The organism is Actinokineospora pegani, assembly GCF_009745975.1.
GTDB lineage: Bacteria > Actinomycetota > Actinomycetes > Mycobacteriales > Pseudonocardiaceae > Actinokineospora > Actinokineospora pegani.
In genome coordinates this window covers 14,773-35,896 of record NZ_WHOL01000087.1, presented here as the reverse complement: position 1 = coordinate 35,896, position 21,124 = coordinate 14,773, and the positions used below count along the sequence as shown (strand labels likewise).

21 protein-coding genes and 1 pseudogene are annotated in these 21,124 nt (G+C 72.1%); 15 read left to right on the top strand and 7 right to left on the bottom strand.

The window, feature by feature from the left end; translation table 11 throughout:
- Window positions 1–73: 73 nt before the first annotated feature.
- Both GCL84_RS15265 and GCL84_RS15260 read right to left on the bottom strand, forming a co-directional pair.
- Window positions 74–508: a roadblock/LC7 domain-containing protein gene (locus GCL84_RS15265; protein ID WP_156756137.1), complete on the bottom strand. Its 435-nt coding sequence runs from the start codon at window positions 506–508 to the stop codon at window positions 74–76.
- Window positions 501–1,682, bottom strand: coding sequence for a sensor histidine kinase (locus GCL84_RS15260; RefSeq protein WP_156756136.1), 1,182 nt, complete (start codon window positions 1,680–1,682; stop codon window positions 501–503). Before GCL84_RS15260 ends, GCL84_RS15265 begins: the two co-directional genes overlap by 8 nt.
- A gap of 480 nt (window positions 1,683–2,162) precedes the next feature.
- Here GCL84_RS15260 and GCL84_RS29300 point away from each other — a divergent pair, with 480 nt between their 5' ends.
- From GCL84_RS29300 to GCL84_RS15215, 9 genes are all read left to right on the top strand, one after another.
- Window positions 2,163–2,498: a DUF3040 domain-containing protein gene (locus GCL84_RS29300; RefSeq protein WP_197523271.1), complete on the top strand. Its 336-nt coding sequence runs from the start codon at window positions 2,163–2,165 to the stop codon at window positions 2,496–2,498.
- Between the two features lie 105 nt (window positions 2,499–2,603).
- On the top strand, window positions 2,604–2,837 hold the full coding sequence (locus GCL84_RS15250; RefSeq protein WP_156756134.1) for a hypothetical protein: 234 nt from the start codon (window positions 2,604–2,606) through the stop codon (window positions 2,835–2,837).
- Between the two features lie 42 nt (window positions 2,838–2,879).
- Window positions 2,880–4,673, top strand: coding sequence for a thiamine pyrophosphate-requiring protein (locus GCL84_RS15245; RefSeq protein ID WP_156756133.1), 1,794 nt, complete (start codon window positions 2,880–2,882; stop codon window positions 4,671–4,673).
- A 466-nt stretch (window positions 4,674–5,139) separates the two neighbouring features.
- Window positions 5,140–6,066, top strand: a complete 927-nt coding sequence (locus GCL84_RS15240; protein WP_156756132.1) for a universal stress protein — start codon at window positions 5,140–5,142, stop codon at window positions 6,064–6,066.
- 329 nt (window positions 6,067–6,395) lie between these two features.
- Window positions 6,396–6,641, top strand: coding sequence for a hypothetical protein (locus GCL84_RS15235; RefSeq protein WP_156756131.1), 246 nt, complete (start codon window positions 6,396–6,398; stop codon window positions 6,639–6,641).
- 183 nt (window positions 6,642–6,824) lie between these two features.
- A complete protein-coding gene (locus GCL84_RS15230) occupies window positions 6,825–7,835 on the top strand; it encodes a protein kinase family protein (RefSeq protein ID WP_156756130.1) in 1,011 nt (336 codons plus the stop codon).
- A 2-nt stretch (window positions 7,836–7,837) separates the two neighbouring features.
- Entirely contained in the window at window positions 7,838–8,824 is a 987-nt protein-coding gene (locus tag GCL84_RS15225) for a hypothetical protein (RefSeq protein WP_156756129.1), read from the top strand.
- A 1-nt stretch (window position 8,825) separates the two neighbouring features.
- Window positions 8,826–10,082 carry an adenylosuccinate synthetase gene (locus tag GCL84_RS15220; protein ID WP_156756128.1) on the top strand — a complete coding sequence of 419 codons (1,257 nt, stop codon included), beginning with the start codon at window positions 8,826–8,828 and terminating at the stop codon, window positions 10,080–10,082.
- A 19-nt stretch (window positions 10,083–10,101) separates the two neighbouring features.
- Entirely contained in the window at window positions 10,102–10,737 is a 636-nt protein-coding gene (locus GCL84_RS15215) for an NUDIX hydrolase (protein WP_156756127.1), read from the top strand.
- A 97-nt stretch (window positions 10,738–10,834) separates the two neighbouring features.
- Here the strand turns inward: GCL84_RS15215 and GCL84_RS15210 are convergent, their stop codons facing one another.
- Both GCL84_RS15210 and GCL84_RS15205 read right to left on the bottom strand, forming a co-directional pair.
- On the bottom strand, window positions 10,835–11,773 hold the full coding sequence (locus tag GCL84_RS15210) for a dioxygenase family protein (RefSeq protein WP_156756126.1): 939 nt from the start codon (window positions 11,771–11,773) through the stop codon (window positions 10,835–10,837).
- A 428-nt stretch (window positions 11,774–12,201) separates the two neighbouring features.
- The gene (locus GCL84_RS15205; protein ID WP_156756125.1) at window positions 12,202–12,495 is read right to left on the bottom strand and encodes a hypothetical protein; all 294 of its coding nucleotides are present in this window, start codon (window positions 12,493–12,495) and stop codon (window positions 12,202–12,204) included.
- A 152-nt stretch (window positions 12,496–12,647) separates the two neighbouring features.
- On the opposite strand from GCL84_RS15205, the gene GCL84_RS15200 reads away from it, so the two are divergent.
- Window positions 12,648–13,868 (top strand): hypothetical protein, encoded by a 1,221-nt coding sequence (locus GCL84_RS15200; RefSeq protein ID WP_156756124.1) that lies wholly within the window; start codon window positions 12,648–12,650, stop codon window positions 13,866–13,868.
- A gap of 64 nt (window positions 13,869–13,932) precedes the next feature.
- Window positions 13,933–14,214, top strand: coding sequence for a hypothetical protein (locus GCL84_RS15195; protein ID WP_156756123.1), 282 nt, complete (start codon window positions 13,933–13,935; stop codon window positions 14,212–14,214).
- A gap of 984 nt (window positions 14,215–15,198) precedes the next feature.
- Here the strand turns inward: GCL84_RS15195 and GCL84_RS15185 are convergent.
- Window positions 15,199–15,792 carry a metallophosphoesterase family protein gene (locus GCL84_RS15185; protein WP_156756121.1) on the bottom strand — a complete coding sequence of 198 codons (594 nt, stop codon included), beginning with the start codon at window positions 15,790–15,792 and terminating at the stop codon, window positions 15,199–15,201.
- A 535-nt stretch (window positions 15,793–16,327) separates the two neighbouring features.
- On the opposite strand from GCL84_RS15185, the gene GCL84_RS15180 reads away from it, so the two are divergent.
- On the top strand, window positions 16,328–16,939 hold the full coding sequence (locus GCL84_RS15180; protein WP_156756120.1) for a hypothetical protein: 612 nt from the start codon (window positions 16,328–16,330) through the stop codon (window positions 16,937–16,939).
- Window positions 16,939–17,355: pseudogene (locus GCL84_RS30975) on the top strand (aminoglycoside phosphotransferase family protein); the annotation flags it as partial. The gene GCL84_RS15180 and the pseudogene GCL84_RS30975, both read left to right, overlap by 1 nt.
- A 296-nt stretch (window positions 17,356–17,651) precedes the next feature.
- Here GCL84_RS30975 and GCL84_RS30045 read toward each other — a convergent pair.
- Window positions 17,652–18,287, bottom strand: a complete 636-nt coding sequence (locus GCL84_RS30045; RefSeq protein WP_235926277.1) for a DUF2306 domain-containing protein — start codon at window positions 18,285–18,287, stop codon at window positions 17,652–17,654.
- A gap of 195 nt (window positions 18,288–18,482) precedes the next feature.
- Here GCL84_RS30045 and GCL84_RS15165 point away from each other — a divergent pair, with 195 nt between their 5' ends.
- Entirely contained in the window at window positions 18,483–19,529 is a 1,047-nt protein-coding gene (locus GCL84_RS15165) for a sensor histidine kinase (RefSeq protein WP_156756118.1), read from the top strand.
- Window positions 19,526–20,179, top strand: a complete 654-nt coding sequence (locus GCL84_RS15160) for a response regulator (protein WP_156756117.1) — start codon at window positions 19,526–19,528, stop codon at window positions 20,177–20,179. Before GCL84_RS15165 ends, GCL84_RS15160 begins: the two co-directional genes overlap by 4 nt.
- Window positions 20,180–20,288: 109 nt before the next feature.
- On the opposite strand, the gene GCL84_RS15155 is transcribed toward GCL84_RS15160, so the two are convergent.
- Window positions 20,289–21,083 carry an alpha/beta hydrolase gene (locus GCL84_RS15155; protein WP_156756116.1) on the bottom strand — a complete coding sequence of 265 codons (795 nt, stop codon included), beginning with the start codon at window positions 21,081–21,083 and terminating at the stop codon, window positions 20,289–20,291.
- Window positions 21,084–21,124: the final 41 nt, after the last annotated feature.

The following is a 21,124-nucleotide window of genomic DNA, read 5'->3' as shown; positions in this document are numbered from 1 at the left end:
GGCACGGCACTGGGCGAAGGGGGCGTGGGTGTCACAGCGCTGGGTGTCACTGCGGGTCTTTCTCCTTCAGCGGTCACGTGCCCGGACGCCGCGCGGTGACGGTGCGGCGCATGTCGGCCCGCAACTGCGGTGTGAGCGCGTGCCCGGCGTTGTCGACGAACTTGGTCATCTCGTAGCCGATGACCTTCATGTCGCACGCAGGCGAGGTCAGCACGCCGAGGCCCGCGCCCTCACCGATGTCCATGAACAGGAAGTACCCGCCGCTGAGGCGGACGACGATCTGTTCGCACGTGCCCTTGTCGAACACGGCGGCGGCGTTGCGGGCCAGGCTGAGCATGCCGCTGGAGATCGCCGCGAGCTGCTCGGCGGCGTCCACCCCGACGGTGTCGGAGGCCACCAGCGGCAGCCCGTCGGAGGACAGGATCAGCGCGTGCGTGACGCCGTGCACCCGTCGGGTGAAGTCGTTGATCAGCCAGCCGAAGTCCGGCCGAGTGGACTGGTCAGTCATTGCTCGGGTGGTCCTCGCGCTCGGCTGCGGGGAGGGTGCCGCGGGCGGCCTGCTCGCCCGCGTCGAAGTCCGCCAGGTCGGCGAAGAACCGCTCGCCGCCCTCCGGTTCCCGGCGCTCGGGCTGCGGCACCGCGCGCGCCGCAGCGCCGCGCAGGCTCGACGGCACGCGGCGGGGCAGGCCGCTCAGCGTCACGCCGCCGTCGTCCCCCGGCGCCACCTCCCGGCGCGCCCTGACCACGTGCGGACGGGACGGGGCGGCTGTCCGCGGCGCGGGGGCGGGAGCGCGCGGTGTGGGACTCGAGGTGCGCGGCGCTGGGGCCGTGCGGGCGAACGACACCTGCGGCGCCTCGCGCACCAGCTCGGCGGGCAGCAGCACCGACGCGGTCGTGCCGTGCGGCGACCGGCGGCCCAGCCACACGCGCACGCCGTGCTTCTCCGCCAGCCGCCGCACCACCGCGAGCCCCATGTGCTCGATGGCGGCGCTGTCGAGGGCGGGCGCGGCGTTCAGCTCGGTGTTCAGCTCGGCCATCCGCTCGGTCGGCAGGCCGATGCCCGCGTCCTCCACGCGCAGCAGGATGCTGCCGTTCTCGGTGATGTGGGCGCTCACCGTGACCGTGGAGCTGGGCGGCGACTGCGCGGTGGCGTTGTCGAGCAGTTCGGTGAGCAGCCTGCTGACGTCGTCGGAGGCCAAGCCGACCACCGCCAACTGGGCCACCCGGCCCACCTCCACGCGCTGGTACTGCTCGATCGCGGAGATCGCGGCGCGGATGACGTCGACCAGCGAGGCCGTCTCGTCCCCGGCGGCGCCCGCGTCCTGCCCGGCCAGGACTCGCAGGTTCTCCGCGTTGCGGCGCAGCCGGGTGGCCAGGTGGTCGAGGCGGTAGAGCTGGGCCAGCGCGTCGGGGTCGGACTCCTCGGCCTCCATCTGCTCCAGCTCCGCGAGCAGCGAGTCCACGAGGTTCAAGTCCCGCAACGCGATCCCGGCGCACACGGCCGCGAGCACGTCGTCACGCGGCCGGTCGGCCTGCGCGGGCGCGTCGATGGGCACCAGGGGCCCGGCAGCCGCGGCACGGGGTTCGAGCATCTCGGCGACGGTGCTCCGCGCCTGGCCCAGCAGCGATGCGGCGCCCTGCCTGCGGTACTGGTCGAGCAGCGACCGCATTCGGCTCACCATGCGCGCTCCAGTCGGACGTCGTCGTCGGTCAATACCGCGCAACCTTAGTCACGTACAGGTCACGGTCAAGACGGAAGGTAGCCGAACGGCTCCGCTCGGCGACCTGCCGTCACCTGTTTCCAACGCAAGACCGCTGGTCGGAACGCGTGTCGTGACCGACAGAAGGCGTCCCGAACTCCTGAAACACGATCGTGGCCACCACCGCTCGACCCCCGTCCGTGCCATCGGCCGCTCCGCCCGGTGGCCGTCGTCCCGGTGGGGAGCCTGACGATCGCTTTGCGGTCGTGTGACAGGGGATTGGCCGCCGACCACGCCGGGAAGGCCCGCATCGATGACCGCAGAACGCGGTCGACGCCGTGGCCGGGGCCCGCGGTCGTGCTGCTGCCCGTCGCCCGCCTCGACAACAGCCGCGCCGGGTCGGTTTGGTCCGCGCCGGGACGGGCAGCCAGGGAAGACGACCAGAGAAGGAGGCGGTGTCCGGTGGACTTCGCGGGTTTGAGCAGGCACGAGGAGCGCCGGTTGAGCGCGATCGAGCGGGAACTGGACCGCGAGGCCCCGGACTTCGTGGCCGCGTTCCGCGCCGCCTCGCCAGCGCACCCCGGCGCCCGGACGGCGCTCGTCGCGGGCGCGGCACTGGCGGCCGCCAGCGGGTTGGTGGGCTCCGTCCCACTGCTGACCGTGTGCGCGATGGCGGGGGCGGTCGCCGCGCTCGTGCTGCCCGCGCCCACCGCCCGTCCCGAACGGGGCAGACCGCGGGACGAGCACGGGCCCGGCCCCGAGGACGGGACGCCGCCAGGTCCAGTCCTCTCCGGTTAGGCCGTGGTCCAGGAGTCCGCTCGACGAGAGTCGGACCGTGCCCGCACCAGGTTTGAGCGCCCGACCGCCGGGTATCGCAACGTGATGTCCAACAATGGAGGAACAATGTCGACAGGCACCGAGACGGGCAACGTCACCGGGACCCAGGACAAGGACTACAACATCATCTGGTTCGTGGAGGCGTGCCTGAGCAACGCCTTGCGCTTGGAGACCTACATCGCCGACGCCGAGACCGAAGGCGACAGCGAGTTGGCCGACTTCTTCCGGCGCGCCCAGGGCGAGAGCCGGAAGGGGGCGGAGCAGGGCAAGAAGTTGCTCGCCCGCAGGCTCGCGGGCTGACAGCCGCTACCCGAGCACGCTAACCGGGCACGAGGAGACTTCATGGCCGAGACTGTCGGCGACTACCTGTTGCGGCGGCTGCGCGAGTGGGGCGTCGAGCAGGTTTTCGCCTATCCCGGCGACGGGATCAACGGCATCGTCAGCGCGTTCGGCCGGGCTGACGACCACCCGCGGTTCGTCCAGTCCCGGCACGAGGAGATGTCGGCGTTCGCCGCGGTCGGGTACGCCAAGCTCAGCGGCAACGTGGGCGTGTGCATGGCGACCTCGGGGCCGGGGGCGATCCACCTGCTCAACGGGCTCTACGACGCCAAACTCGACCACGTGCCGGTGGTGGCGATCGTGGGGCAGACCGAGCGCAGCGCGATGGGCGGGTCCTATCAGCAGGAAGTGGACCTCCAAGCGCTGTACAAGGACGTGGCCTCGGAGTTCCTGGTCGAGGTCAACGTGCCCGAGCAGTTGCCCAACGCGCTGGACCGGGCGATCCGGACCGCGCAGGCGACCCGCTCCCCGACCGCGCTGATCATCCCCTCCGACCTGCAGGAGGAGCGGTACAGCCCGCCGGAGCACGCGTTCAAACAGGTCCCGTCGAGCCCGCCGAGCGGGGTGTGGTCGACGAGCGTGCCACCCGCGGGCGAGATCGAGCGCGCCGCGGAGGTCGTCAACGCCGGGCAGAAGGTGGCCGTCCTGATCGGACAGGGCGCGCGCGGCGCGGCCGAGCAGGTGCGTCAACTGGCGCGGACCACGGGCGCCGGGGTGGCGAAGGCGTTGTTGGGCAAGGACGTGCTGCCCGACGACCTGCCGTACGTCACCGGCGCGATCGGGCTGCTGGGCACCCGGCCGAGCTATGAGCTGATGCGCGACTGCGACACGCTGCTCATCGTCGGGTCCAACTTCCCCTACACCCAGTTCCTGCCGGAGCTCGACCAGGCGCGGGCGGTGCAGATCGACACCGACGGGCGCATGATCGGGTTGCGCTACCCCACGGAGGTCAACCTCGTCGGCGACGCCGCCGCCACGCTCGACGCGCTGCTGCCGCTGTTGCGCCACAAGGACGACCGGTCGTGGCCGGACAAGATCGAGAAGGACGTCGCCGACTGGTGGCAGACCGTGGACCAGCAGGCCCGGTTGACCGCCGACCCGGTGAACCCCATGCGGGTGGTGTCGGAGCTGTCCGCGCGCATCCCCGGCAACGCCATCGTCACCGGCGACTCGGGGTCGTCGACCAACTGGTACGCCCGCAACCTGCGTGTCCGCGACGAGATCCGGTGCACGCTGTCGGGGACGCTGGCCACGATGGGCCCTGGTGTGCCCTACGCGATCGGGGCGAAGTTCGCCCACCCGGACCGGCCGGTGATCGCCCTGGTCGGCGACGGTGCGATGCAGATGAACGGCATGGCCGAGCTGATCACCATCGCCCACTACCGCCACCTGTGGTCCGACCCGCGGCTGGTGGTGTGCGTGTTCCACAACAACGACCTCAACCAGGTGACGTGGGAGCTGCGCGCGATGGGCGGGTCCCCGAAGTTCGAGCAGTCGCAGTCGCTGCCCGACGTGGACTACGCCGGATTCGCCCGCTCGCTGGGCCTCGACGCCGTCACCGTCGACGACCCCGACCAGCTCGGCCCCGCGTGGGACCGGGCGTTGGCGGCGGACGGGCCCGTGGTGCTCGACGTGCGCTGCGACCCCGAGGTCCCGCCGATCCCGCCGCACGCGACCCTCGAGCAGGTCAAGTCGGTCACGCAGGCCGTGCTCAAGGGTGACCCGTCGGCGCTGCACCTGATCGCGCAGGGGGCCAAGACCAAGCTCCGGGAGCTGCTCCCGGGCTCGGGCCGGTGACGTGGCCTCCCGCCTGCCCGGCGGTGCGGGAGGCGTGAGCCGAGGCTTTCGCGTCCCCGCACCGGACCGGGAGGGCGATGGCACGCCGGAGCGGGGCTCGATCGGTGCTCCGGCCTGCGCAGGCTCGCCACCCGGGCGTCCGGACTCGACGCGGTCCTGCTGCTCGACCACGCGGGGTCGCGGGTGACCGCCCCCGACGAGGTCGTCTGCTGTGGACCCACCCAGATCTCCACCGGCCCACTCAAGACCGCCGAACGGGTGCTGGCGCGCACCGCCAAGCACCTCGACCCCGGCTGCCGCGGCCTCCGCCGGGGACCTCGGCTTCCAATCAGCGAAGCCCGCGCCGAACGGGTCCCGCTCCCCGGCGGCCGCGAGGCCGTCCACCTGGCCCACCCCCTCGCCGCGGCCCTGCCCGACAGGGCCGGACAACCAGCCCCACGCTCCCGAGACTCCCGGAGGTAGTGACATGCGGGTCGATGAACGAGCACCACAGGTGGTCGTCGGTCACGACGGCTCGGACGGCGCCCGGCACGCCGTGGACTGGGCCGCCCTGGAGGCGGCCCAGCGCGGGGTCGGACTGGCCATCGTCGAGTGCGTCGACCGGACGCCGGTCGACCAACCGCCCCTGATGACGTGGCCGATGCCGCCCACCGGCACCGTGCTGGACGAGCGCGCGGTCCGCGACGAGGCCGAGGACCGGCTCGCGACCGTCGCGGCCAGGGTCCGGCAGGACCACCCGGGGATCGAGGTCACGACCGCGGTGGCGTCCGGCCCGGCCGCTGAGACCCTGCCCGAGGTCGCGGGCGGCGACGACGTGGTGGTGGTCGGCTCGTCCGGGCGCGGGGCCGTGTCCCGGGCGCTGCTGGGCTCCACCGCTTCGGAGCTGCTGCGCACGTGCGACCGCCCCCTGGTCGTGGTGCGCGGGACCGAGGACCCGGCGCCAGGAGGAGGCCGGGTCGTGGTGGGAACGGACGGCGCCTGCGCAGGCGCGACCGAGTTCGCCTTCGACTTCGCCGCGCGGCACGGGCTCGAACTGGTGGCCGTGCACACCCGGACCAGTCCGCCCGGCGACAGGCTGGACCTCGTGCACCAGGAGGACGACGACCCGGGGGGAGAGCACCACGCCGGTGAGCGGCTCCTCGACGAGGCGCTGGCCGAACCGGGTCGACGGCACCCCGGGGTCCCGGTCCACCGCGTGCTCCGCTTCGACGCCCCGGCCGACGCCTTGGCCGACGAAGCCCGGCACGCGGCGCTGCTGGTGGTCGGCAGCCATGGCGTCGGGCCCCTGCGCAGCTTGCTCACCCGCTCGGTCAGCCACGCGGTCGTCCACCACGCCCCGTGCCCTGTGGCGGTGGTCCGCACAGGAGCGCAGGAGGAACGGGGCGCCCCCTGACACCGCGCGGGTTGGCGGCGTCGGCGAGCCGGGTGCCCTGCTCGAGCTGGTGGTCACCGGCTGCTGCCTCGGCGTCAGCGCCGGGTTAGTGTGGGGCCCACGGGACAGCACCCCGCGGTCCGTCATGCGATCGCAAACCCGCCGATCGCCCGCTGAAGTCGAAGACGGCGACCATGGCGGACGTGCCCGTCCCACTCGACGCCCGTCCACCCGCTGTCGGACCGCGGTCCGCGGCGCGCGCCAGGCGCTGGGCGGCCGGTGCGGGCGCGGCAGTCTTCGCAACGGGGATCTGTCTGCTCGTCGCGCCCCTGGCGGTCGACGACCTGAGCATGGCGACGGAAGACCTCGCCCTGGCGGGGCTGGGCTGCGTGGTCCTGATCCTGGGGCTGGTCCGGGCCATGGCTCCGACCGAACTGCCCGCGCTCGACCTCGTGGTGGCCGCGGCGGGCGCGTGGCTGGTGTTCGGCGGGGCAGGCGGGGCGCTGTCCGCGCCGGGCGCGATCGCGGTCGGGGCCGTGCTCCTGCTCGGTTCCGCCGTCAGCGGTGTGTGCGCTCGTCGGGCTACCCGCACCTGAGCGGCCGGTCGGACAGTTCAGGTCCCCACTGCGCCTCCGTTTGACGGTCTGCGAAGCAACACTCCTGATCGAACGCCTGCTCCCGACAGCCCGTGGGCGGCGCACCCGCTCCGGCATACCGGCGTGGGTCACACCGGACGGCGGACAGTTGCGCCGCAGGTTTGAGTCTTCTAGACTCAAACCATGTTCACCAGGGAAGAGGCGCTAGACCGGGTGGAGCGGGCCGGATCAGCCGCCGGGCTCTTCGGGCCTCCCACCACCGATCCGGCGCGGCGCGCGCAGGCGCGGCGGCTGTACCGGGCGCTGGCCTCCGTCCTGCACCCGGACGTGACCGGCGAGGGGGACGCCCGGGCGCACGCGGCGTCCGCGGAGCTGACCCGGATGCACCACGAGTGGACGCGGGGCGCGACGGTTGAGCTGCGCACGGCGACCGGGGTCTACCGGATCGGCGAACCGTTCGCCGTCGGCAGCGTCGCCAACGTGTACGAGACCGATGGCCCGCACGTGGTCAAGGTGGTGCGCGACCCAGTGCTGAACCCGTTGCTGCACGGCGAGTGGGACGCGTTGCGGACTTTTGAGCGGTTCACCGATCGACACCGCTGGCTGCGCCCCTACTACCCGCGCCTGCTCGACTCCTCCGGCGGGCTCGACCGGGGCGAGCGGGCGTTCACGGTGCTCGACCCGCTGGTGGACGGGTTCGTGACGCTCGCCGACGTGCGGCGCGCGTTCCCCCGCGGGTTGGACGGCCGCGACTACGCGTGGATGCACCGCAGGCTGCTCAAGGCGCTGGCCGGAGCGCACGGGCTCGGGCTGGTGCACGGCGCGGTCACCGCCGAGAACGTGCTGGTGCACCCCGAGGAGCACGGGATCGTGCTGGCCGGGTGGTCGTTCGCCGTCGAGACCGGGCAGCGGTTGCTCGCGACCAGCAAGTCCATCAGCTACCCGCCGGAAGTCCTCGGGGGAGAACCGGTCACCGCCGCCACGGACGTCCACATGGCGCACACGCTGATGCTGGACCTGCTGGCAGCCGGTGAGAAGAGGCAGGCCATGTTCGCCCGCGGGTGCACGCAGGACCGGCCGTCCCGGCGCCCGGACGCCGTCGACCTGCTGGGCGAGTACGACGAACTGCTCGAAGACCTCTACGGCGCACGGGTTTTCCGCCCGTTCGCCCTTCCCGCGACGACAGGAGCATGACCATGGGACACGGCAAGTGGGACGACAACGCCTACGCGGCGGCCAAGACCTTCCGCGCGGCCAGGGGGATCGCCGACTTCGGCTACACCGCGGCGATGAAGGGGAAGCGGTCGTCGAGCTGGAAGGCCGCTCCCTCGCTGGACCCACTGGGCGTGGCGGCGCGCGAGTGCCGCGACTCGCCCGACCACGCCGACTCGACGCCGATCGCGGTGCTGTTCGACGTGACCGGTTCGATGGGCAGCGTGCCGAAGATCATGCAGGGCAAGCTCGGCAAGCTGCACGGACTGTTGCAACGCAAGGGTTATCTCACCGACCCGCAACTGATGTTCGGCGGGATCGGTGACGCCGACAGCGACCGCGTGCCGCTGCAGGTCGGCCAGTTCGAGTCGGACAACCGGATGGACGAGCAGCTGCGCGACATCTTCCTGGAGGGCAACGGCGGCGGGCAGAAGAGCGAGTCCTACGAGCTGGCCGCGTACTTCGTGGCGCGGCACGTGGTCACCGACGCGTGGCGCAAGCGCGGCCGCAAGGGCTACCTGTTCCTCATCGGCGACGAGCTGAACAAGCCCCGGCTGGAGGCGCGGCACATCCGCCGGGTCATCGGCGACGACGTCGCCCAGGACATCGACCCCGTGTCGGTGTACCGCGAACTGGCCCGCAAGTGGCACGTGTACTTCATCCTGCCCAACCAGTCCTCGTACTACGACGACGAGGCCATCGGCGAGCACTGGCGCCAGATCCTGGGCCAGAACTTCCTCAAGCTCGACGACCCCGGCGCGGTGTGCGAGCTGATCGCCGCCACCATCGGCCTGGAGGAGCGGGTGGTCGACCTGGACCAGGCGCTGGTGGACCTGGCCGAGATCGGCTCGGTCACCGAGAGCAGGGCCGTCGGCAAGGCGCTGGTCTCGGTCGGCGCGGGCGCGAGGTCGCTGACGAAGTCGGCCACCCCGCTGGGCATCGACGGTCCCGACGACGTGGCGCTGAGCTGACGTGGACGAGCACGTGGTCGTCGTCGGGCTGGGGTTCGGCGACGAGGGCAAGGGAGCGGTGGTCGACGCGCTGTGCGCCGACGGCTCGGTGTCGACCGTGGTGCGGTTCAACGGGGGCGCGCAGGCCGCGCACAACGTGGTCGTGGACGGCGGGCACCACACGTTCAGCCAGTTCGGGTCCGGCACGCTCGCGGGCGTGCCGACCTGGCTGTCCCGCCACGTGCTGGTGGAGCCGATCGCGCTGGCGACCGAGTCGCGGGAACTGGCGGCGCTCGGCGTCGCCGACCCGCTGCGGTTGGTGTCGATCGACGCCGACGCGCTGCTGACGACCCCGTTCCACGTCGCCGCGAACCGGGCGCGGGAGGACGCCAGGGGCCGCGACCGGCACGGGTCGTGCGGCAAGGGCATCGGCGAGACCGCGTGGTACGCGCTGCTGGCCGAGCGGGGGGCCCAGCCGGGTGACGTGGTGGAGGGCCAGGAGGCGAGGGGTGTTCCTGGCCCTCCACCAACGGTGGGCGATTGCGCGAACCCGGTCGCGCTGCGGCGCAAGCTCGACGCTCTCGCCCGGTTCTACGAGCCGCTGATCGGCGCAGGCCCCGGGGTCGACGACCTCGTGGCGCTCTACCGGGCGTTCGCGGACACCGTGCGAACCACGACCGGTGACGAGGCGGGCAGGCTCGCCGATGCCGGGCGGCTGGTCTTCGAGGGCGCGCAAGGCGTCCTCCTCGACGAGACGCACGGCTTCCACCCGCACACCACGTGGTCCACCGTCACACCGCGCAACGCCAGGGCGCTGCTCGCGGGTCGGGACGCGCGGGTGCTGGGGGTGACGCGGACCTACCAGACGCGCCACGGCGCGGGCCCGCTGCCGACCGAGGACCGCGGTGTCCTCGACCGGTTCCCCGAGCGCCACAACGGCACGGGCGAGTACCAGGGCGCGTGGCGGGCCGGTCACCTGGACACCGTGCTGCTGCGGTACGCCGTGGCCGCCTGCGGCGGCGTCGACGGCCTCGCCGTGACGCACCTGGACGCGCGGGACCTCGAGGTCGCCACGGCCTACCGGACCGGCACGGGCCACCGCGCCGACCTGGGGCCCCGGCCGGACCTGGGGGAGTTCGTGGCGGGCTGCACCCCCGTCCTGGAGCCCCTGCCCGATCCGGTGGGATTCCTCGAGGACCTGCTCGACGTCCCGGTGCTCGTCACCGGAGCGGGCCCCGCCCGGACGGACTACACCGTGCGGACACCGGCGCGCCGCTGACGTGCGGCAGAATCGCACCATGATCGAGTCGACGCTGGTCTCGGTGGACGTCCTCGTGCTGCGCTTCGACCCGGACGTTCACGCGGTGCTGCTGGGGGTGGCGCCGCGCGCGATGGCCCCGTTCGCGGGCGACCTGGCGCTCCCGGGCGTGCTGCTGGGCAAGGGCGAGCGCTTGCGCGACGCCACCCGGCGCGCCGTCACCGGCAAGCTGGGCGTCCCCGCCGCGGCCATCACCGCGACCGGCCAGCTCGCCATGTTCGACGAGCCCTCCCGCGACCCCCGCGGCCCGACCCTGTCGATCGCGCTGTGGGCCACGGTCACCCCCGCCCGCCCGGACGACGGCACCACCACGTGGACACCGCTGGACGCCGTGCCACCACTGGCGTTCGACCACGACCGCATCATCGCCGACTGCCGCCCCCTGCTGGCCGACAAGCTGTGGCGGGACACCCAGTTCACCGCGGGCCTGCTCAGCGGCGAGTTCACCACCGCGCAAGCGCTTGACGTCACCGAGTCCCTCACCGGCGACCGCCCCTACCCGGCCAACCTGGGCCGCACGATGGACCGAGTCCCCGGCCTCGAACGCACCGCCCAGCACGCCGCGGCCCTGCCCAAGGGCGGCCGCCCGCCTCTGGTGTGGAGGTGGAGCTCCTAGGTAGCTGCCAGGCGGCTGCGCCGCTGGCTCTTCGACGTTCCCCGGCAGAGGTCCACATAGGCCCCATCCGTCAAGGCGCGGGCGCCCCACCACAACATCAACTGGTCGGCGGGGGACCACCCGGGGGCGGTACCCCGTCGGGCCTGCCGTCGCTCCCAGCCGGGGCCCCGCCGCCGGTCGGGGTGGTGCCGGTGTCGACGCCCGCGGTGAGGGAGACGGTGAAGCCGGAGGCGACATCGCCGGTCACGGTGGCCAGTTGCCTGGCGGCGCCGTCGTCGCCGAAGACGTTGTCGCCGTCCAGGGACACCTGCGACAGGTGCGTGGTCGAACTCTCGTAACCGGTCTGCTGGTAGACCTCGTCGCACGCGTCCTGGGGGAGAGCGACCTGCGAGGTGGCGATCGCGTTGGCGGAGTCGGTGATGGACGCCTGGTCGGGGTAGACCTCGAAGTGGATGTGCGGCCACCGACCCGAGTAGCAGGCCGGGAAGACGCTGGTGAACCGCACCTTCCCCGACGCGTCAGCGATCTGGACCCCGCGCAGGTAGTTCTCGTCCTCCAGCCCCGAGCTGTACAGCGAGTACCCGCCTTCCCGCGTGCAGTGCCACACATACACCGCCACCCCCGCGAACGCCCCGCCGCCCGCCAGGTCGGTGATCGTCAGCTCCAGCGCCATCGGCACCCCCTGCGCCGTCGCCGACGCGGTACCGAAACTGGACCGGATGTCGCTGCGGACGACCCCGCTCTGCTCCAACACATCCGGCCCGTTCGACCCGTCACCGGGATAGGGCCCAGCGGTCTCATCGGGGATCTCCCCGTTGTCCGCCGCCGTCGAGGACGAGGTCGGCGTGCTCGCGGTGTCGGAGCCGTCCGAACACGCCGCCAACCCCACCGCCGCCGCCGCCCCCAGCCCCAACACCCGCAGCGACCGCCGCCTGCTCATCAGCGTGCCGATGTCGAACCCCAACCCCTGGTCGACGACCTCCCCGGCCGGCCGGGGCAACGCCCGCCCCTGGTAGGTCGGCGGCTCGCGGACCATGAGACCCCCGTGGCTCGGCAGCGTGAGCCCACGACGCTACCGGCCGCCCCACCGCCCCCGCAGCCAGCGGCGCTCGTTCGTGTGACCCCCGGTGGGCGATCCCGGGCCGCGTCCGGAGGTTGCGCCCGAGCACCACATCACCGGCAGGATGGCGGTCCACGGCGCCGAGCGCTTGTTCCGCAACGCCCGCGTCCCCCGTCACCGGACCTATGCACGCCGACAGCGACTGCCGCCGCTCGGCCGACACCCGGGTTCAGTGCGCGCCGCCGCTGTTGACGGCGCGGCACCCGCAGCGGAAACCGCTTGAGCGGCATGGTCAACCCCGTGTACCCGACCGCGACGACGGCGCGCACCCGGCCGGGGCGGTCCACCACCACTCGCCACCCCTTGTGGGTGAACCCCGTGACCGATCCGGCACTGCCCGCCCATCATCCGGGGGGCAGGAGACAGCCGAGCGCCGACCCTGGCCACGCTGCGTTCCCGCCTGGCTGAGCGAACCGCGCGGCCAGTAGGTGCGACTCGTCACGGCAGCGCGGGGACGTGGACCGCTTGAACAGCAAGGAACTGCGTTGGCCAACTACCTCGCCCGCCACCGAGGTGCCCGCGATGGCGACCGCTCGTCGATCAAGCACCAGCCCCGGCCTGCCGAAGTGGGCGCCCGCGGCCATGCGGCTCACCGGGTCGACGTCGATCAGCCCGGCCATCAGGTCGAACAGCGGCACCACTCGGCGCGTGTCACCGCTCCCCGGACTTGGTCTCCGGCCGCCGGTGGCCGTTATGCGCCGCCCTCGTAACGGTCGCTTCCCGGGAGCCGATCTCCCTCCGAGGGAAGCGAACCCGATCGGATCGGAGTGAGCACGTGCAGATTTCACGGGTGAGCTGGAAGGCCGCCATCGGGGACGCCAAGTCCCCCCGGTTCCTGGAGATCCTGTCCACCGGGTTCCAGGAGTACGACGAGCGGACCAAGCAGTACATCCCCCAGTACAAGGGGTGGACCAGCGAGCTGAGCCTCCCCGAGCTGCTCGAGGTGTGGGACATGCTCAAGGACGTCGAGACCTTCCACTTCACCTCCGAGCAGAAGGCTGAGCTGCGCAAGGACGTCGAAGACCGGCAGGACCCGGTCAAGGTCGCCGAGCGGGAGCGGGTGGCGCGGGAGCGCGCCGACGCGCAGCGGGCCGTCGAACAGCGGCTGCTCCAGCAGGGCATGGCAGCCCTGGGCGGAGCCGGGGCCACCTGGGAGGCCCGCGAGGCGCAGATCGCGAAGTGGTGGGCCGACCTGAAGGCCGCCGAGGCCAGGGAGACCTGGGCCAGCGCTTACGCCGCCAACCGCCTCTCCGCCCGGCAGATCGGCGCGGACGGGCGCGGCGGCGAGTTCTCCATCGTCAACAAGGCCGCCCGCCGCGACCCCACCAAGCAGGTGAAGATCACCCTCGACCGGTCGGTCAAGGGCCTGCTGGCGCGGATGGACCCGGCGAACTTCAACGACCCGAAGACCGGCGCGAACCACAAGGACGCACTGGGCCTGCACGACCTCAGCGCCTCCCTGCTGGACGGTTCCAAGCCCACCGTCTTCGAACAGCTCAAGCACTACGGCGACGCCGTCGTGGTGTTCATGCCGGTACCCAGCGAGACCAACGCGCAGGTCTTCAACGCCATCTCCTCCCTACAGGAGCCGGACGCGCCGACGCTGCGCGGCTACCGCAACGCCCTCACCCGCATCCGCCTGGCACAGGGCAGCGACATGCACACGATCTTCGTCGACGACGGCGCGGGCCCACCCGCCCCAGTGCGCGCCCGCTATGGCGTCACCGGCCGCGTCCAGCGGGCCAAGGGCGCCGCGGAGACCATCGCCGACGAGGTCGACATCGACGGCCGCCGCACGAACGCGTTGCAGCACAACGTGATCCTCGGCGCGGGTGCGACGCAGACGGTCAACGAGATCGTCCTGGCCTACCGCAAGCACGAGTCGCCGACGTTCCCCTGCTTCGCCAAGTGGGACGACGCCACCAAGCAGTTCAACGTCCTCGAGGCAGGCGACCCAACCAAGCCCACCGGCGCCTACATCACCAACGCGGGCGCCTGGCACGACGCCTGACCCAGCCGTGGGTCCACGCCGACGGCGTGGACCCACTCAGCGGCGATCGAGCGCGACGGCAACGGTGCCCTTCCCGGACGCCCGCTGCCGCTGGTCCACGCGCGTGGCCTGCTGTTCGCCCCCGCCCCACCCTGGACGCGGCGCCACCAGCGGCCCGGCGACCGCCGACACCACCGCCCCCTCGACCCCGCCGCCGCACAGCCCCGACGCGGTCTCGACCTCGATCCCGGACAGAACGCGTATCCAGACCGGCTTCAAGCACAAGGCCCACCTCAACAAGCTGACCGCCGTCGGCATCCCGGTCGTTCGCACCGACGCCGCCGTGGTCCTCGTGGGCGAGGGGTGAGGAATCCGAGGTCGGCGGGCGGAACGTTGTGCCCGCCCGGTGTGCGCACGCGGGGTGTGGCCCCGCCGAGGACGGGCAGGCCGAAGTGGTCGTTGCCGTTGGCTGCGGATGCCCCGACGACCAAAGGCAGTTCGGCGCGGTTGGCCAGGACGTGGCTCCTCAACCCGTTGCACGAAAGCGGTGCACATCACCCGGTCATCCAACGGCGCCGTTCCGTCACCCCGCGAACGGACGTCGAACCTCGAAACCAACAGCTCCGCGGAAACAGATCACGCCACACCGCCATCGATCACGTGAGAACGAGTCTTGCCCCCGCTTGGAACTCAGTCCACAAGCTGCCAAGTCCACGAACCTTGGCCAACTCCGCGGAACGGGCTTCTGGACATGGTCAGGCGGAGATCACCCACTCGGAAGGCGTGGTACTTCCCGTCCAGCCTCCCGACCGCCGCCTCGAGCTGGCCGACGCAGAAGGCACTGACGACGCGAAGGAGGTCTGTCACGTCCCCATCGTCTTCGGCGGCGAATTCCAGGGCTTGAGATCCGTCCACGTCCAAGAGGGCACCACCTTCCTGGACGCGCACGGAGAGCACGTGCCTCCGAGTGGAACCCGCGCTGACGGTGAGAAGTACGTCGTCTCCGAGTCGGTTCTCCGTGGCCGTGATCGATCGCTGTCGACCGGCACGCTCGATCACCTCCCGCGCTCGGCGGACAAGGGTGTCTGGCCGACTTGTCATCTCGGCCCCCAAGGCCAGATATCACTGTGGCCGTGAATGGGCTTGCCTTGCCCTTCCACGCCCACCCGATTCGGAGGTAGCTTCTGCGGTTCAAGATGCCGATCTTGTGTTGTCCGAACAGCTTACCCGTGACCCCGAAGAGATTTTCTTCTCCTGAGACGGTGGCCTCGCCGCAGAGGTTGACGACCAACCACGTAACTTGCACCTGAGCCGTGCTGGCGGAGATCGAGCCCCTGCTGTTGACGATGAATCACGACCACCCCCGGGTTCGACAGATGCGGGAGTTTGATGGAGCGAATGGCCTGTCCGCGGAACTGTTGAGCCTGTTGAAGCACCGCTCGACCACGTGGCGCCGCTTGTAGGCGTCCGCATCGCGTCCACCGGATGAACCTTGCGCCTGGCGGTCTGGTCGACGCGTTAGGGGCGGACGAACCGGATCCGACGCCCACCTGGCGACATCCAGCGCGACGAACTCCGCGGGCGCACGCCCACCGGGCTTGCAAGGCGCGTAGGTGTCGTGGCCTTCCGCGCCCTCCACCGCCGTGTGCAGCACCCCCACATTCGCCAAGCCGTCGATCCGGCCGGGGTAGGCGACGACCAGGTTCCCGGTCACCGCGCGCGTGGCGAAGCTCTGTCCGTGCACCGCGAGACCGTGGTCTTCCAGGCGCACCGTCTCGGCCTGATCGGCGTCCAAGACCGTGACGTTGTCCGGAAGCCGGACACTCCTGCGGATCACGCTCTCCGCGTCGTGGTTGCCCGCGGCCATGACCACCGGGATGTCCTCGTCGTAGATGCCCCCCGCGAGCCCGACGGCGTCCGCCTCGCGTACGACGGCCAGGGACACGAGGTTCTCCAGGGCCCGGCAGAAGGCGGCGACCAGTCGCGTGGTCGTCTCCCGGTCCGCGTACCCGGGCTGTCGAGATGGATGTCGCCAGCATGGACGGTTCGAGGCACCTCAGTCCGCCGCGCGGCGATTGATCATAGCAGTCATGATGATCGAATCGCGCTACGCCCACCGTGCGCTACACCGGCGCGAACACGATCGAGTGATCTTCGTGGTCGGGTCGGACCTGGTGGGGCCCGCGCGCGAACTCGGCTGTATCACCCTGGCCGCCACCGCCGATGTGCAGCGTGATCGGTACTGGTGCAGAAGGGCGTGGGCAGTGATGAACACAGGTGCGGCTGGGGCGGGTTCACGCGGTGGGGCGGTCGACCGGGCAGTCCGGCTGTTCGACCGCCCCGCGGTCTTGGCGCGCCTCTGGGAGGCGCTGCACCGGTTGGACATCCACCCTTCGGGCTGGACCTCCGCGATCGATGTCCCGGCTCCGTCGAGGTCGGAACCCCCCACGCCGCAACAAGTGCTGGTCGAACCAGACGCGGTGACGCCGGCTGAGCCCGCGGCAGTCGAACAAGGAGAGCCGGAGGTCGTCGACCCCGAACTCCTCGTCCCCGAGGACGTGGCCCCTGCCGTCGAGGTGCGGACTGACTCCCTGCTCCAGGCGTACTCCCAGTTCGAGGGCACCGTCGTCACGATCGCCACAGCCTCGCGACGAGAGCTCGTCGACGGCCTGGTGCGGGTCGTCGAAGCCGAGGGGCCCGTCCTCGGGAGCAGGCTGCACACCGCTTATGTGCGGGCCTCCGGCGCCCACAGGGTCACCAAGCTCGCGGCGAGCGAGCTGAACAAGGCCATTGCCCAGGCCGTGCGGGAGCGGCTCCTGGTCGAGGACAACCCTCTGGACGAGAACGGGATCAAGCCACGCGTCTACCGCTTGCCCGACCACCCCGAGGTGCGCTCGCGGAACCTGGGCCCCCGCGCCTTCGAGGAGGTCCCACCCAGCGAACTGGCCGCGCTGCTCACCCACGTCGCCACCACCGGGGCAGCCGTCGGCGAGGAGGCCGAACACCGAGCCGCGCTGGAACTGCTGAACCTCAAGCGCCTCACAGACAACGTCAGAACCCACTTCGCCAAAGCCCGCAGGCTCCGACCGTGATGGACCTCCCCGAGGCTCTGGTCGCCTCATACCATCGCAGCGGCGAGGCGGGCAGCGCTTGGATCGCAGGCCTGCCGCACCTGGTCACCGAGGCGCTCGAGCGGTGGGGCGTCGCACCCGATGGGCCGGTGGCCTCCGGTGAGGCGTCGCTGGTGTTGCCCGTGCGCGACGCGGACGGACGGCAGGCGGTTCTGAAGCTCCAGATGCCCAAGGAGGAGTCCGAGGCCGCGATCGCCGGGTTGACGGCCTGGAACGGCCAGGGAATCGTGCGACTGCTCGACCACGACCCGACCACCACCACGATGCTGCTGGAACGCCTGGACGCCTCCCGCACCCTCAACCAGGCCAAGGACGACGACGCGGCCATGGGCGTCCTCGCAGGCATCCTCGCCAGGTTGCACGCGGCACCCGCACCCTGCGCGCCACCGAGTAGTGCGTGGCCGCGGCTCCGGCTCGGTCACGATCCGCGCCCCCGACTCCCGGGCGACCGCGGCCGTGGTGAAGGTCGTGCCGAGATCAATGCCGAGCCCGTAGCCCACCGCCGCATTCCCCCAACGCCTTCGGCGAGGCCCACGCGTCCCGCTCGAATCGGATGCAGGCCGGATCGTGATTCTGTCGCCGGGGGAGCGGAGAACGCGCGGCCGGTGAGATCGATGGCACCGGGGGTCTTGTCCCAGGTCGAGGTGGCAGGCCACGCCGGAGCGCAGCCGCCCTACACCACCGTCCGACCGCGCTCGCGGTGCGGTGCCCGCCGTCGGCGGAGCAGAAGTTCGACCACGACGAGGTTGGGGACCCAGGCCAGGAACGGCACGATCCGGTACGCGGTGAGGAACTCGCCGGTCAGCGGCACCAGCACGACCAGCCAGAGCCGCAGGGTCACCGCGGCGTAGGTGAGCGCGAACGCCCGGATCATCCACCGCCGGTGGGCGGTGACCGCGCCGCGGCGGATCGCCCGGAACCCCAGGGTCGCGAAGGTCAGCCACAGCGCGGCCAGCAGCCCGAACCCGGCCACGCCGATCGGACCCGCCACGTTGTGCGGTGCGAGCACGAGGCCCGCGACGGCGCCGACCGCGATGCCCGCCAGTGCCGTCCGCCCGGTCCACTGGTGCAGGCGCGGGGCGCGGGCCCGGACGCGGGCGGAGAGCTGGACCGGTGACAGCAGCAGCGCGAGCCCGCCGCCGGTCATGTGGGCGTAGAGGACTCCCCGGAGCCACCCGGGCCGGTCGGCGTAGTTGGCGGCGAGCTCGTTTTCGGCCGCGGCGAGGTCGCTCAACGGCTGCGTCGCGTAGGGCAGCAGGGCGAACACCGCGATCGCCGCGGCCGTCAGCGCGAGCCACCATAACCCCATCGACCGCCACCGGGTCGGGCCGGTCGTTGCCGCCGTCATCGCCATTCGCCACTCCCTCTCGTCGGTGCCGCAACGCTAGGAGTCCGGCGGCCCCGGCTCGCCCCTCGCGCTGGGGCAGTTGCCTCCCTCTTCCGAGGGAGGCGCGGAGGGCGACCGCGGCTGGTCGTGGCAGCCGCTGTCGGTGCAGGATGGACCGTGCGGAAATTCCAGCTTTGGCAGACCGGTGGTCTCGTGGTCGTCGCGGCCGTGGCGAGCGTGCTCACCTCCGCCGGGCCGCCCCACCGGGCGGTGGACGCGCTCGGGGTGGGTTTCGCGGTCGTGGCCGCGGGGTGCCTGCTGTGGCGGTGGGTCGCGCCGATCCCCGTGCTGGTCGCGACGGCGCTGCTGGTGGTGGCCAACGCGGCGGCCGGGTACCCGCCGACGGTGGTGCCGTGGGCGACGTGGGTCGCGTTGTTCACCTGCTTCTGCGCGTGCGCCCGGCGGTACCGCGCGGTGGCGGTGGCTGTCACCCTGGCCGCCGTGGTCGGCTACCTGGTGTTCGACCGCGGGGCGGTCCAGGCGGAGACGGTGTTCGGCGTGACCATGACCTTCCTGATCGCCGTGGTCGCGGGCGACGCCGTGCGCAGCCGTGGCGCGGCCGCCGCCGCCGAGCAGGCCCGGCAACGCGCGGAGGAGCGCACCGAGCTGGCGCGCGAACTGCACGACTCCCTCGGCCACGCGGTGAACGTGGTGGTCATGCAGGCTGGGGTCGCGCGCCGGGTCTTCGACGAGAACCCGGGGTTCGCGCGGGAGGCGCTGGGGCACATCGAGACCGTCGGCCGGGACGCGCTCGGCGAGCTGGACCACCTGGTCCGGGCCGTGCGGACCGAGCAGCCGCCACCCGGGCTGGCCGCGCTGGCCGAGCGCGTCCGGGCCGCGGGCCGGGAGCCTCGGCTGCGGGCGGAGCGGGTCGAGCTGGGCGCGGGTCCCGCCCGCGCGCTGCACCGGATCGCGCAGGAGGCGATCACCAACGCCCTGCGGCACAGCGATTCCGGCCGGATCGACATCCACCTGCGGCGGGTCGCGGACACCGCCGTGCTGGAAGTCGTCAACGAAGGCGGGCACCTCCCCCCGGGCAGGCCCGGTCACGGCCTGGCCAACATGCGCGAGCGCGCCCGGCTGGCGGGCGGCGAGCTGGAGGCGGGTCCGTTCGAGGGCGGCTTCCGGGTGCGGGCGACCCTCCCGGCGGAGGCCCGGCGGTGATCCGGGTCCTGCTCGCCGACGACGACGCGCTGGTGCGCAAGGGCTTGCGGGCCCTGCTCGACACCGAGGAGGGCATCACCGTCGTCGGCGAGGCCGCCGACGGCCGGGAGGCGGTGCGCGCGGCCGCCGCGCACCGGCCCGACGTCGTGGTGATGGACGTGCGGATGCCGGTCCGCGACGGCGTGTCCGCCACCCGCGAACTCGTCGCCACCCGACCGCGCCCCCGCGTCCTGGTGCTCACCACGTTCGACCTGGACGAGGTGGTGGACGACGCGATCGCCGCGGGCGCCGACGGGTTCCTGCTCAAACGGGCCACCCCCGAGGAACTCGTCGCGGGCATCCGCGCGGTGGCCGCGGGCGACGCGGTCGTGGCACCCTCGGTGACCCGCAGGCTGTTCGACTCGCACACCGCCCGCGCCGGCCCCGACCTCCCGCGCGCCGCCCGGCTCACCGACCGCGAAGCCGACGTGCTCCGCGCCATGGCCGCCGGGCAGTCCAACACCGAGATCGCCCGAACGCTGCAACTCTCGGTGGAGACGGTCAAGACCCACGTCAAACACGTACTGGCCAAACTGGAGGTCCGCGACCGCACCCAAGCCGTCGTGTGGGCCTACCGGACGGGCTTCGCCTACCGGGCAAGCGGTCCGTGACCCTGTTCGACGCCACCGACGCGCGCGGGATGGATCGGACACCGGGTCGGTGCGCACGTTCCCCTGCCGACCGCGACCAAGGAGGCCGGTCCGCCGACGGGAGTGGTGGTCAACGGGCGTGTTCCACGGCCCAGGCCAGGACGTCGTCGGCGATCCGCTCCCAACCCTCCTGGGCGGGCAGCAGGTGGGCGTAGCCGGGGTACTCGCGGATCTCGGTGATCGTGTCGGACCTGTAGTGCTCCTTGTTGGACCGCTGGACGGCCGGGGGCATGATGTGGTCCTCGCCGCCGGAGACGAACAGCAGCGGCGCCCGGTCGTCATTGCGGTAGTCGACCCAGGTCTCCTGCGGTCCCGGCCGGAAGTTGGCGAGCACGCTGCCCCACAGGATGCCGCCGTTGGCCGGAATGTGGTAGCGCTCGTAGAGGGCCCGCGACTCCTCCTCGCCGAAGGTGTTGGTGAACGCGTAGCGCCACTGCTCCGGGGTCAGCTCGACGGCCCGGTGCCGGTTGGCGGGGTTCCGCAACACCGGGAACGTCGACCTCACCTGTGACAGCGGCACCACCCGCACGCCCTCGGTGGGCGCCGAGTTGAGGGCGACCCCGACGGCGCCGTGGCCGCGGTCGAGCAGGATCTGGGTGAACGCGCCGCCCGCGGAGTGGCCCATGATGATCGGCGGGCGGTCGAGCTCGCGGACGATCCCCTCCAGCCTGTCGATGATCGCGGGAACGGTGACGTCGACGATGATCCGCGGATCGGCGCGCAGAGCTTCGACCTCGACCTCGAAGCCCGGGTAGCCGGGGGCGATGACCCGGTAGCCCTTCGCCTCGTAGTGGGTGATCCAGTGCTCCCAGCTGCGCGGGGTGACCCAGAAGCCGTGCACGAGCACGATGGTGTCGGGTTTCATGCGCCGATCATCGTGGGGGCGCGGGCAGGCCCGCACCGCGC

What these genes read in the sequence shown, in the direction of transcription:
- GCL84_RS15265 (WP_156756137.1), bottom strand. Translation starts at nt 508, where the DNA reads ATGACTGACCAGTCCACTCGGCCGGACTTCGGCTGGCTGATCAACGAC.
- GCL84_RS15260 (WP_156756136.1), bottom strand. Translation starts at nt 1,682, where the DNA reads ATGGTGAGCCGAATGCGGTCGCTGCTCGACCAGTACCGCAGGCAGGGC.
- GCL84_RS15250 (WP_156756134.1), top strand. Translation starts at nt 2,604, where the DNA reads ATGTCGACAGGCACCGAGACGGGCAACGTCACCGGGACCCAGGACAAG.
- GCL84_RS15245 (WP_156756133.1), top strand. Translation starts at nt 2,880, where the DNA reads ATGGCCGAGACTGTCGGCGACTACCTGTTGCGGCGGCTGCGCGAGTGG.
- GCL84_RS15240 (WP_156756132.1), top strand. Translation starts at nt 5,140, where the DNA reads ATGCGGGTCGATGAACGAGCACCACAGGTGGTCGTCGGTCACGACGGC.
- GCL84_RS15235 (WP_156756131.1), top strand. Translation starts at nt 6,396, where the DNA reads ATGGCGACGGAAGACCTCGCCCTGGCGGGGCTGGGCTGCGTGGTCCTG.
- GCL84_RS15230 (WP_156756130.1), top strand. Translation starts at nt 6,825, where the DNA reads ATGTTCACCAGGGAAGAGGCGCTAGACCGGGTGGAGCGGGCCGGATCA.
- GCL84_RS15225 (WP_156756129.1), top strand. Translation starts at nt 7,838, where the DNA reads ATGGGACACGGCAAGTGGGACGACAACGCCTACGCGGCGGCCAAGACC.
- GCL84_RS15215 (WP_156756127.1), top strand. Translation starts at nt 10,102, where the DNA reads ATGATCGAGTCGACGCTGGTCTCGGTGGACGTCCTCGTGCTGCGCTTC.
- GCL84_RS15210 (WP_156756126.1), bottom strand. Translation starts at nt 11,773, where the DNA reads ATGGTCCGCGAGCCGCCGACCTACCAGGGGCGGGCGTTGCCCCGGCCG.
- GCL84_RS30045 (WP_235926277.1), bottom strand. Translation starts at nt 18,287, where the DNA reads ATGGGGTTATGGTGGCTCGCGCTGACGGCCGCGGCGATCGCGGTGTTC.
- GCL84_RS15155 (WP_156756116.1), bottom strand. Translation starts at nt 21,083, where the DNA reads ATGAAACCCGACACCATCGTGCTCGTGCACGGCTTCTGGGTCACCCCG.